Origin of the sequence: Methylobacterium ajmalii (assembly GCF_036448855.1) — a bacterium.
Classification (GTDB): Bacteria; Pseudomonadota; Alphaproteobacteria; order Rhizobiales; family Beijerinckiaceae; genus Methylobacterium; species Methylobacterium ajmalii.
The window spans coordinates 88951-101219 of sequence record NZ_JAZFXT010000068.1 but is presented as its reverse complement, the minus strand read 5'-3'; the positions used below and the strand labels follow the sequence as shown (position 1 = coordinate 101219).

7 protein-coding genes are annotated in these 12269 nt (G+C 72.0%); 6 read left to right on the top strand and 1 reads right to left on the bottom strand.

The features are described from left to right. Positions 1-13 precede the first annotated feature (13 nt). From V3T34_RS27950 to V3T34_RS27925, 6 genes are all read left to right on the top strand, one after another. Complete coding sequence (locus V3T34_RS27950; RefSeq protein WP_060847874.1) at positions 14-3295, top strand: efflux RND transporter permease subunit; 3282 nt, start codon at positions 14-16, stop codon at positions 3293-3295. Positions 3296-3642: 347 nt separating this feature from the next. Continuing rightward, positions 3643-5124 carry an efflux transporter outer membrane subunit gene (locus tag V3T34_RS27945; RefSeq protein ID WP_060847873.1) on the top strand — a complete coding sequence of 494 codons (1482 nt, stop codon included), beginning with the start codon at positions 3643-3645 and terminating at the stop codon, positions 5122-5124. Between the two features lie 306 nt (positions 5125-5430). Beyond that, positions 5431-7050, top strand: coding sequence for an ABC transporter ATP-binding protein (locus V3T34_RS27940; RefSeq protein ID WP_060847872.1), 1620 nt, complete (start codon positions 5431-5433; stop codon positions 7048-7050). Beyond that, the gene (locus V3T34_RS27935) at positions 7047-8267 is read left to right on the top strand and encodes a phosphopentomutase (RefSeq protein ID WP_305077723.1); all 1221 of its coding nucleotides are present in this window, start codon (positions 7047-7049) and stop codon (positions 8265-8267) included. Before V3T34_RS27940 ends, V3T34_RS27935 begins: the two co-directional genes overlap by 4 nt. Before the next feature lie 35 nt (positions 8268-8302). Beyond that, positions 8303-9700 (top strand): cytochrome P450, encoded by a 1398-nt coding sequence (locus V3T34_RS27930; protein ID WP_305077722.1) that lies wholly within the window; start codon positions 8303-8305, stop codon positions 9698-9700. A 76-nt stretch (positions 9701-9776) separates the two neighbouring features. Beyond that, a complete protein-coding gene (locus tag V3T34_RS27925) occupies positions 9777-10415 on the top strand; it encodes a TetR/AcrR family transcriptional regulator (protein ID WP_305077721.1) in 639 nt (212 codons plus the stop codon). Positions 10416-10537: 122 nt separating this feature from the next. On the opposite strand, the gene V3T34_RS27920 is transcribed toward V3T34_RS27925, so the two are convergent. After that, positions 10538-12013, bottom strand: a complete 1476-nt coding sequence (locus V3T34_RS27920) for a SulP family inorganic anion transporter (RefSeq protein ID WP_091882280.1) — start codon at positions 12011-12013, stop codon at positions 10538-10540. Between the last annotated feature and the right edge of the window lie 256 nt (positions 12014-12269).

The window sequence follows — 12269 nt, the reverse complement described above, 5'->3', positions numbered from 1 at the left end:
GTGGGAGAACCCCGTGAACCTCTCCGCCCCCTTCATCCTGCGCCCGGTCGCCACCACGCTCCTCACCCTCGGCGTGCTGCTCGCCGGGCTGTTCGCCTTCGTGCGGCTGCCGGTGGCGCCGCTGCCGCAGATCGACTTCCCGACCATCCTGGTCCAGGCCTCGATGCCCGGCGCCAGCCCCGACACCATGGCGACGACCGTGGCCGCACCGCTCGAACGGCGGCTGGGCCAGATCGCCGACGTCGACCAGATGACCTCGACGAGTTCCGTCGGGCAGACCCGGATCGTGCTGCAATTCGGGCTCGACCGCGACATCAACGGCGCCGCCCGCGACGTGCAGGCGGCGATCAACGCCGCGCGGGCCGACCTGCCCACCGCGCTCCGCACCAACCCGACCTACCGCAAGTTCAACCCGGCCGACGCGCCGATCCTGATCCTCGGCCTCACCTCGAAGACGCTGAGCCCCGGCGCGCTCTACGATTCGGCCGCGACGGTGCTCGCCCAGAAGCTGTCGCAGCTGGAAGGGATCGGCAACGTCGACATCGGCGGCTCGTCGCTGCCGGCGGTGCGGGTCGAGCTCGATCCCAACGCCCTGTTCCACTACGGCATCGGGCTCGAGGGCATCCGCGCCGCGCTCGCCAGCGCCAACGCCAATTCGCCCAAAGGCGCGATCGAGGCCGGCGAGCGGCGCTACCAGCTCTACGCCAACGACCAGGGCCGCAAGGCCTCCGACTACCAGGACATCGTCGTCGCCTACCGCAACGGCGCTGGCGTGCGCCTGCGCGACGTCGGCCAGGTGGTCGATGGCGTCGAGGACCGGCGCAACCTCGGCCTCGTCAACGGCCAGCGCGGGGTGCTGCTGATCGTCTACAAGCAGCCCGGCGGCAACGTCGTCGAGACGATCGACCGGCTCAAAGATGCCCTGCCGCAGCTCAAGGCGGCGCTGCCGGGCGACACCGAGCTCATCGTCACCGGCGACCGCTCGCTGACCATCCGGGCCTCGCTCGCGGAGGCCGAGCGCACGCTGCTGATCTCGGTCGGGCTGGTGATCCTGGTGGTGTTCGGCTTCCTGCGTTCCGCCCGCGCGACGCTGATCCCGGCGGTGGCGGTGCCGATCTCGCTGGTGGGCACCTTCGCCGCCATGTGGCTGTGCGACTACAGCCTCGACAACATCTCGCTGATGGCACTCATCATCGCGGCCGGCTTCGTCGTCGACGACGCGATCGTGGTCCTGGAGAACATCCAGCGCCACATCGAGGACGGGCGCTCGCGCATCGAGGCGGCGCTGCTCGGCGCCCGCGAGGTCGGGTTCACCGTCTTGTCGATGAGCCTGTCGCTGATCGCGGTCTTCCTGCCGATCCTGCTCGCCGGGGGCATCATCGGGCGGTTCTTCCAGGAATTCGCCGTCGTGCTGTCCCTGGCGATCCTGATCTCCCTCGTCGTCTCGCTCACCACCACGCCGATGATGTGCGCGCGCTTCCTGAAAGCCGAGGCGCACGGCGCCCGGCCGGGCCCGGTGGCGCGGGTGCTGGAGGGCGCGTTCGACGGGCTCCTGTCGGGCTACCGCGTCACCCTCGACTGGGCGCTCCGCCACGGCGTCATCGTGATGCTGGTGCTGCTCGGCGCGGTGGTGCTCAACGTCTACCTCTACGTGATCGTGCCGAAGGGGTTCTTTCCCCAGCAGGATACCGGCCAGATGATCGGCGGGATCCAGGCCGACCAGCGCATCTCGTTCCAGGCGATGAGCGCCAAGCTCCGGCGCGCCACCGCGATCGTCCAGGCGGATCCGGCGGTGGAGAGCGTGGTCGGCTTCACCGGCGGGCGCGGCACCAACTCGGCCAACGTGTTCGTCGGCCTCAAACCCCTCGGCCAGCGCGACCCGATCTCCGAGGTGATGACCCGCCTGCGGCCGAAGCTCGCCGCGATTCCAGGCGCCCGGCTCTACCTGTTTCCGCGCCAGGATTTCTCCGTCGGCGGGCGCCAGAGCTTCTCGCAGTACCAGTACACGCTGCAGGGCGACACGAGCGAGGAGCTCTACACCTGGACCCCGAAGCTGCTGGAAGCCCTGCAGAAGGACCCGACCTTCACCGACGTGACCTCGGACCAGCAGCAGGGCGGCCTGGAGACGCGCCTCGTCATCGACCGGCCGACCGCCTTCCGGTACGGCCTGACCCCGGACCAGATCGACAACACCCTCTACGACGCCTTCGGCCAGCGCCAGGTCTCGACGATCTACAACCCGCTGAACCAGTACCACGTCGTGATGGAGATCGCGCCGCGCTACCTCGACAATCCCGAGACGCTGAAGCTGATCTACGTCTCGACCTCGGGCGCGCGGGCCCGCGGCTCGGCCACCACCAACGCGGTCGCCGGCACGGTGGCCAGCGCCGCCACGGCGAGCACGGATGCGACCAGCGCCGCCGCGGTCGCCACCGACTCGGCCCGCAACGCCGCCACCAACGCCATCGCCTCGTCCGGCCGCTCCAGCGCCTCGTCGAGCGCCGCGGTCAGCAGCGCCAAGGAGACGATGGTGCCGCTCTCGGCGTTTGCCAGCTTCGAGACCGGCTCCACCCCGGTCCAGGTCAGCCACCAGGGCCTGTTCGTCGCCACCACGCTGTCGTTCAACCTGGCGCCGGGCAAGAGCCTGAGCGACGCCACCGCGGCGATCGACGCCCACATGCGCGACCTGCGGATGCCCGCCACCATCCACGGGGAATTCGCCGGCGCGGCGAAGAGCTTCCAATCCTCGTCCTCGCGCCAGCCGCTCCTGATCCTGGCGGCCCTGCTCGCGGTCTACGCCGTGCTCGGCATCCTGTACGAGAGCTGGGTCCACCCGCTCACCATCCTCTCCACCCTGCCGTCGGCCGGCATCGGGGCGATCCTGGCCCTGATGCTGGCGGGCGAGGAGTTCGGCGTCATCGCGCTCATCGCCGTGATCCTGCTCATCGGCATCGTGAAGAAGAACGCGATCATGATGATCGACTTCGCGCTCGACGCCGAGCGCACGCGGTCCTCGAGCCCGCAGGAGTCGATCCGCGAGGCCTGCCTCTTGCGCTTCCGCCCGATCATGATGACAACCCTGGCCGCACTGCTCGGCGCGCTGCCGCTGATCTTCGACGGCGGCGAGGGCTCCGAGCTGCGCCGTCCCCTCGGCATCGCCATCGTGGGCGGCCTGATCGTGAGCCAGATCCTGACCCTCTACACCACCCCCGTCGTCTACCTGTACCTCGACCGGTTCCGGCTCTGGGTCGGCCGCCGCCGGGGCTCCGCCACGCGGGCGCTGCCGGCCGAATGACCTTCTCCACCGATTTCATTGCCCAGATCGATGCCGCCTCGCCGAACCCTCCCCCCTCCGCGGGGGAGTGTCCGGGGAACGGAAACGGCGCGGGTTTCCCCTCTCCCCGCGGGCGGGGAGAGGCCTTCACCCCCCTTGTCGGGGGTGAAGGAAGCCCGCAGGGCGAGGGTGAGGGGGTGTTTCCGGAGGAGTCTCTTCCGGGGCCACCCCCTCACCCTCGCTCCGGCTACGCCTGCGCTCACTTCATCGACGACAAGGTCGATGAAGTCCTCTCCCCGCCCGCGGGGAGAGGAGATTTCTTGCGCTATACTTTTTTTCAAACAGCCCTTCGCAGAGGGGGGAGGCTCATGGGCGGCGCCTCGCACTTTGCGGCGGCGACCCTGCTCCCCCTGGCGCTCGCCGGCTGCCTCGTCGGCCCCGACTATTCGCGCCCCACCGTCGAGACCCCGCCCGCCTTCAAGGAGGGCGGCGCGCGGCCGATGCCGCCGCGCAACTGGCGGCCGATCCGGCCCCGGGACGAGGCCGACCGCGGCGACTGGTGGCGGGTGTTCCGCGATCCCACCCTCGACCGGCTGATCCGCCTGATCGACGTCGACAACCAGACCCTGCGCGGCCAGGTCGCCGCCTACCGGCAGGCTCGCGCCCTGGTGCAGGAGGCCCGCGCCCAGCTGTTTCCAACGGCGCTCGGCGCCCCCTCGATCGGCCGCACCAGCACCGGCGGGGTCGAGCGTACGGTCCTGACGCTGCAGGGCTCGGCGACCTGGGAGCTCGACCTGTTCGGCCGCATCCGCCGCCTGATCGAGAGCGACGTCGCCGCCGCCCAGGCGAGCGCCGCCGACATCGCCTCGGTGCGCCTCGCGCTCCAGACCCAACTCGCCACCGCCTATTACCAGCTGCGCTACCAAGAGGCGCTGCAGCGGCTTCTGGAGCGCACCGCCCAGGCCTACCAGCGCTCGCTCGACATCGCGCAGAACCAGTACGCTGCCGGCGTCGCCGCCCGCTCCGACGTCATCACCGCCCAGACCCAGCTCCAGACCACCCAGGCCAACGCCATCGCGGTCGGGCTGCAGCGGGCGAACCTGGAGCACGCCATCGCGACGCTGATCGGCCGTCCGCCCTCCGAGGTGTCGCTCGCCCGCGGCACCCTGCCGTCGAGCCCGCCGGCCGTGCCGGTCAAGCTGCCCTCCGACCTCCTGGAGCGCCGGCCCGACGTGGCGCTGGCCGAGCGGACCGTCCAGGCGCAGAGCGCCCAGATCGGGGTCGCGGTCGCGGCGTTCTATCCCACCGTCACCCTGTCGGCGAGCGGCGGCATCACGGGCGATCCGGCGCGCAACTTCTTTGCCGCCGCGAACTCGTTCTGGTCGGTGGCGGCCTCCGGCAGCCAGGTGCTGTTCGACGGCGGTGCCCGCACCGCCGCCCTCCAGGCCGTCGAGGCTGCCTACGACGCGGCGGTCGCCAACTACCGCCAGACGGTGCTCACCGCCTTCCAGCAGGTCGAGAACGGGCTCGCCGGCCAGCGCATCCTCGCCCGCCAGCAGGGCGCGCAGGACCTCGCGGTGCAATCCTCGCGCCGGGCGGTGGAGATCGCGCTCAACGAGTACCGGGCCGGCACGCAGAACTACACCACCGTCGTCACCGCCCAGGCGCTGGAACTCAACAACGAGGTCACGGCGCTCCAGGTCCGGCTCAACCGCTTCACCAACGCGGTGTCGCTGATCGGCGCGATCGGCGGCGGCTGGGACACCCGGAGCCTGCCGAGCGGCGAGGAGCTGAAGCAGTTCCAGCCCCTGCCGATCGACAGCGGCCAGGCGCCGCGGGTGGATGAGTGAGAAAGCGGCTCTCTCCGCTCATGATCTCGCCCTCCACTCTCGACCTCATCCTGAGGTGTTGGTCGATCGAAGATCGACTGACCTCGAAGGAGGGCTCCAGAGATCACGGAGGCGTCTGGAGCCCTCCTTCGAGGTCAGCTCATCTTCAATGAGCTGACACCTCAGGATGAGGTAGCGGATGGGATGGAAGGGAGCGAGACCGGCCCGCACGCTCGCCTCGCTCTTGACCCCACCCCCCCGGTTCCCGCCCGCCCGCGAATGACCTAAACCGGTCCACCGGCGCACCGCCGCCCTATCTCCGAGCCGATGACCGACCCGCTCCTCTCCGTCCAGGACCTCTCCGTCGCCTTCCGCCAGGGCGGGCGCGAGACCCGCGCCGTCGATCGCGTCTCCTTCGCCATCGCCCCGGGGGAGACCGTGGCCCTCGTCGGCGAGTCGGGCTCCGGCAAGTCGGTGACGGCGCTCTCGATCCTGCGCCTCGTCGACGGCGCGGTCCCCGAGGGACGCATCCGGTTCAAGGGCCGCGACCTGCTGACCCTCCGCGAGCCCGAGATGCGGGAGATCCGTGGCGCCGACATCACCATGGTGTTCCAGGAGCCGATGACCTCCCTGAACCCGTTGCACCGCATCGCCGAGCAGGTCGGCGAGGTGCTGCGGCTGCACAAGGGGATGAGCGGCGAGGCGGCTCGCGCCCGCACGCTCGAGCTCCTGACCCTCGTCGGCATCCGCGACGCCGAGCGGCGGCTGGGCGCCTATCCGCACGAATTGTCCGGCGGGCAGCGCCAGCGGGTGATGATCGCCATGGCGCTCGCCTGCGAGCCCGACCTGCTGGTGGCCGACGAGCCGACGACCGCGCTCGACGTCACCGTCCAGGCCCAGATCCTGTCGCTGCTGGCCGACCTCAAGGCGCGGCTCGGCATGGCGATGCTGTTCATCACCCACGACCTCGGCATCGTGCGCCGCGTCGCCGACCGGGTCTGCGTGATGCTGCAGGGCCGCATCGTCGAGACCGGCCCGGTCGCCGAGGTCTTCGCCGATCCCCAGCACGACTACACCCGGCGCCTGCTCGCCGCCGAGCCGCGCGGCCGCGGCAACCCGGTCCCCAAGGGCGCGCCGATCCTGGTCGAGGCCGGGCCGATCCGGGTGCACTTCCCGATCAAGACGGGCCTGCTCCGGCGCACCACCGGCCACGTCAAGGCGGTGGACGGGGTGAGCCTGACCGTCCGCGAGGGCGAGACCGTCGGGGTGGTGGGCGAATCGGGCTCCGGCAAGACCACGCTCGGCCTCGCCATCCTGCGCCTCATCGCCTCGCAGGGACCGGTGGTCTATCTCGGCCGGCGCATCGACGGGCTCTCGTCGGGTGCGATGCGGCCCCTGCGGCGCGAGATGCAGGTGGTGTTCCAGGACCCCTACGGCTCGCTCTCGCCCCGGATGTCGGTGGCCGAGATCGTCGCCGAGGGGCTTGAGGTGCAGGGCAAGGGCCGCACCGACCCCGAGCGCCGGGAGATCGTCGCCCGGGCGCTCGCCGATGTCGGGCTCGATCCCGCCGCCATGGACCGCTATCCCCATGAATTCTCCGGCGGCCAGCGCCAGCGCATCGCGATCGCCCGCGCCATGGCGCTCGATCCGCTCTTCGTCGTCCTCGACGAGCCGACCTCGGCGCTGGACATGTCGGTCCAGGCCCAGATCGTCGAATTGCTGCGCGAGCTCCAGGCCCGGCGCCGCCTCGGCTACCTGTTCATCAGCCACGACCTCAAGGTGGTCCGCGCGCTCGCCAACCGCGTGATGGTGATGCAGGGCGGCCAGGTGGTGGAGGAGGGCGCGGCGGACGAGATCTTTTCCGCACCCCGCACCGCCTACACCCGGGCCCTGTTCGCCGCCGCCTTCGACCTCGCGGCGGCCCCCGCCGGGGCGGTGAGCGAATGACCCGCGCCCTTCTCATCGTGCTCGATTCCGTCGGCATCGGCGGCGCGCCGGACGCCGCCGCCTTCGGCGACGCGGGTGCCGACACGCTCGGCCACATCGCCGAGGCCTGTGCGGCGGGCCGGGGCGACCGGGCGTCCTTGCGCGCCGGTCCCCTGCGCCTGCCCCACCTCGCCGGCCTCGGCCTCGGGCTGGCCGCGCAAGGCGCGAGCGGCCGGATGCCGCCGGGCCTCGCGCCGGCCGGACCCATCGCGGGCGCCTACGGCCACGCGGTCGAGAGTGCCGAGGGCAAGGACACGGTGTCGGGCCACTGGGAGATCGCCGGCGTGCCGGTGGATTTTTCGTGGGGCCACTTCCCGGCGACGCGGCCGGCCTTTCCGCCGGACCTCGTCCAGGCGCTGATCGCGGAGGCCGGGCTGCCGGGCATCCTCGGGGATTGCCACGCCTCCGGCACGGCGATCATCGACGAGCTGGGGGCCGAGCACGTCCGAACAGCCAAGCCGATCTGCTACACCTCGGTCGACAGCGTGTTCCAGATCGCCGCCCACGAGGAGGCGTTCAGGCTCGACCGGCTCCATGCCCTCTGCACCATCGCCCGGCGCCTGTGCGACCCCTACCGGATCGGCCGGGTCATCGCCCGGCCCTTCGTCGGCGACGAAACCTCGGGCTTCACCCGCACCGCGAACCGGCGCGACTACGCCGTGCCGCCGCCCGCCGACACGCTGCTCGACCGGCTCGACGCCGCCGGCCGGCCGGTGGTGAGCGTCGGCAAGATCGGCGACATCTTCGCCCACCGGGCGACCGGCCGCGAGGTCAAGCCCGGCGGCAACGACGCCTGCCTGACCGCCGCCCTCGACGCGCTGGCCGGCCTGCCGGACGGCGGGTTCGTGTTCGCCAACCTCGTCGAGTTCGACACCGAGTACGGCCACCGCCGCGACGTGCCGGGCTACGCCGCCGCGCTCGAGCGCTTCGACGCCAGGATCCCGGAGATCCGGGCCGCGCTCGGGCCCGGCGACCTCTGCCTCGTCACCGCCGACCACGGCAACGACCCGACCTGGACGGGCACCGACCACACCCGCGAGCAGGTGCCGGTGCTGCTGTTCGGGCCCGACGTGACGCCCGGCCCCCTCGGCCGGATGGGCTTCGCCGCGATCGGGCAGCGGATCGCGGAGCATCTCGGGTTGGCGGAAGGATTGGCGGGAGCGGGGCCGGTCGCGTAAGCCTCCGGGGGAGACGCCGCCGGAGACGCCCGCCCGTGACCCTGACGTTCGCCGCAGAGGCCTACGCGCCGCCGGTGCCGGACCTCGCCGAGCGGGTCGGCTGGCTCGGGCTCCTCGGTGCGTTCCGGCGCAACACCCTGGAGGCGTTTCCCCGCGCCTGCCTCGACGCGCCGGTGGTGACGATTCCGCTGCCGGGCGGCCGGATGGTGCTGCTCTCGACGCCGGCCGGCGCCCGCCACGTCCTGCTCACCGCCGCCGACGACTTCGAGCGCCTGCCCGCCGGCCGGCGGGTGCTCGGGCCGATCGCCGGGCGCGGCCTCGTGCTCGCCGACGGCGAGGCCTGGCGCCACCAGCGCCGGGTGCTGGCCCCCGCCTTCACGCCCCGCACCCTGCCTCTGATGCTGCGCTTCGTCGCCCGCAGCGCGGAGGAATCCTGCCGCCGGCTGGAGGCGGGCCTCGGCGCTCCCGTCGACCTGCGGGGCGAGATGCAGCAGGTCGCCCTCGACATTGCGACGACCTCGATGTTCTCCCTCGAGACCGGTCCCCTAGGGGCGGAGATCCGGGCGCTGATCTCGGGCTATCTCGGCCGGCTCGGCCGGCCGACCGTCGCCGACTTCCTGCTGCCGCCGGCCTGGCCAACCCCGTCGAGCCCTCGCCGGGCGCTGTTTCGCCGCCGCTGGCTGAAGACCGTGCTGGCGGTGCTGGCGGCGCGGCGCGCGCAAGGGCAAAGGCAGGGGCAAGGGCCAGGGCAGGAGGACGGGATGCGCCGCGACGCGCCGCGGGACCTGTTCGACCTCCTCGACGCGGCGCATGGCGACGCTCCCGGCGGGCTGCTCGCCGACGAGATCGGCACCCTGATCGTCGCCGGCCACGAGACCACCGCCTCGACGCTGTTCTGGGCCTGCACGCTGCTCGCCCGCGCGCCTGCCGTGCAGGACGCGCTCGCCGCGGAGGCGCGGGGCCTCGACCTCACGGAGGCGGGCGCCGCCGACGCCCTGCCGCACCTTCGCCTCGCCCGGGCCGTGGCGCAGGAGGCGCTGCGGCTCTATCCGCCGGTCTACGTCATCGCGCGGCGCGCGGCGCGGACGAGCACGGTCGAGGGCGTCACGGTCCCGGCGGGCAGCATCGTGATGGTCCCGACCTGGATCCTGCACCGCAACCCGCGCTGGTGGGACCGGCCGGCGGCCTTCGATCCCGGCCGCTTCCTCGACCGCCCGGAGCCGGACCGCTTCCTCTACCTGCCGTTCGGCGCCGGCCCCCGGATCTGCATCGGGGCGCAGCTGGCGCTGGCCGAGGCGACCCTGGTGCTGGCGCGGCTCGCGCGCGACTTCCGCCTCGCCCTCGACGGCGACCGTCCGGTCCTGCCGGTGGCGACGACGACCGTGCGGCCGGACCACGTGCCGCGCTTCCATCTGGCCCGCCGCGCCGGTTGAGCCTGCCGCCGGGGCCAAAATGCATTATGGCAGCGGGGACCGGCCGGCCCGGCCCCGTGAAGAGACAGACATCACCGTGCGACCCTGGCGCAGCGACCCGTCCGACCGGCGCGGCTACCATCACGGCAACCTCAAGGAGGCCCTGATCGAGGCCGCGCGCCGCTTCATCGCGGAGCGGGGCATCGGCGGCTTCACCCTGGTCGACGCGGCCCGCCTCGTCGGCGTCTCGCCGGCGGCGCTCTACCGCCACTTCCGCGGCCGCGAGGCGCTCCTGGAGGAGGTCGCCGAGCGCGGCTTCACCGAGCTGGCCGAGCGGCTCGCCCGCGCGCTGCGCGGCCCCGGCACGCCGCTCGAACGCTTCACCCGCATGGGCGAGGCCTACCTGACCTTCGCCGAGGAGGAGCCGGGCTACTATGCGGCGATCTTCGAGGCCCGGCCCGTCGGCCCGGACGGCTGCAAGCCGGTCCAGGCGGCGCGGGACCGGAACGCCTTCGAGCTCCTGGTCGAGGCCCTGCGGGCGACCTTCCCGGACGGGTTCTCGGCCGGCGTCGATCCGCGCTTCGTCGCCCTCGAGGTCTGGGCGCTCTCCCACGGCATCGCGACCCTCGCCGCCGCCGGCCGGCTGCCGACCGGGCCGGGCCTGCCGAGCAAGTACGACCTCCTGCGCGCCGGCGTCGTCGCCATGGTGCACGGGGCGACGGCGCGGGCGGGGTAGGCGGCTCGGATCGCGGGGCATTTTCAGCCCATTCGGCGCTCATCCTGTCCTCCACCTCATCCTGAGGTGCGGGTGGGCGGAAACCAAACCTCCCACCACGCGCTGCCGGATCAAGCGGCCGCTCAATGCCCCGAGGCGAGCGCCGCCCCCGGCTTGTCGTGGGTCCCGAGCTTCTCGACCAGCGTCGCCGAGGCCGCGTTGAGGCCGACGATCTCTACCGGCACGTCGTGGTGGCGGAACTTCAGCACCACCCGGTCGAGGGCGTTGACGGCGGTGAGGTCCCAGAAATGGGCCTGCGTCAGGTCGATCGCGACGCGCCCCAGGTCGTCCTCGCGGAAGTCGAAGCCGGCGTGGAAGGCTTCTGCCGTGGCAAAGAAGATCTGGCCCGTCACCCGGTAGGTGCGGACGGCGCCCTCGCGCGACGAGGTGATGGCGAAGAACCGCGTGACCTTGTGGGCGAAGAACAGCCCGCTCAGCACCACGCCGAACAGCACGCCCTTGGCGAGGTCGTGGGTGGCGACCACCACCGCGACGGTCCCGAGCATCACGATGCTCGACGTGGTCGGATGGGTGAGGAGGGTCCGGATCGAGCGCCACTGGAAGGTGTTGATCGACACCATGATCATCACGGCGACGAGCGCCGCCATGGGGATCTGGGCCACGTAGGGGCCGAGCACCACGATCAGGAACAGCAGGAAGGCGCCGGCCCACAGTGTCGAGAGCCGGCCGCGGCCCCCCGACGAGACGTTGATGACCGACTGACCGATCATCGCGCAGCCGGCCATGCCGCCGAACAGGCCGGCGGTGACGTTGGCGAGGCCCTGGCCGGCGCATTCGCGGTTCTTGTTCGAGGTCGTGTCGGTGCGCTCGTCGACGATCGCGGCGGTCATCAGGCTCTCGAGCAGGCCGACCATCGACAGCGTCAGCGCGTAGGGCAGGATGATCCGCAGGGTCTCGAGGGTGAGCGGCACCTGGGGCAGGGCGAAGCTCGGCAACTCGCTCGGCAGCGCGCCCATGTCGCCGACGGTGCGGATACCGAGGCCGAGGCTCATCGACAGCGCGGTGAGGAGCACGATGGTGACGAGCGCCGAGGGTACGGCCTTGGTGAGGTAGGGCAGGCCGTAGATCAGCGCGAGGCCGGCGGCGGTCATCGCGTAGACGATCGGCCCGCGGCCGAGCAGCTCGGGCATCTGGGCCATGAAGATCAGGATGGCGAGCGCGTTGACGAAGCCGGTGACGACCGAGCGCGAGACGAAGCGCATCAGGTTGCCGAGCCGGAGCGCGCCCGCGGCGAGCTGGATCAGGCCGGTCAGGATCGTCGCAGCGAAGAGGTAGCCGAGGCCGTGGTCCTTCACCAGCGTCGTCATCACCAGCGCCATCGCGCCGGTGGCGGCCGAGATCATCGCCGGGCGCCCGCCCGCGATGGCGGTGACGACCGCGATGCAGAACGAGGCGTAGAGCCCGACCTTCGGGTCGACTCCGGCGATGATCGAGAAGGCGATCGCCTCGGGGATGAGGGCGAGCGCCACGACGGTGCCGGCCAGGATTTCGCGCGTGACGTCGGGCGCCCATTCGCGCCGGAGGCGGACGAGATTCATGGAGTGTGAGCTTTCGGGACGAGGCGCGACGAGGCGCGCGAGGACGACCCGCCGCGCAGGGCGGACGGGCACGGAGAACGGGCGTGGAGAGAGAACGCGGGAGAGCGGGGCGCTACGGCGGCGTGGGCCGCGAGACCAGTCTGGCTCGATCCTGCATCATGGGTTGTGCCCTAGCACGGAGTTTCGCTGCGCCGCAACCGGAGGGCGGGAATAAACTCACGGCCCGCGGACGAAGCAACCGGGGCGATGATGGCGC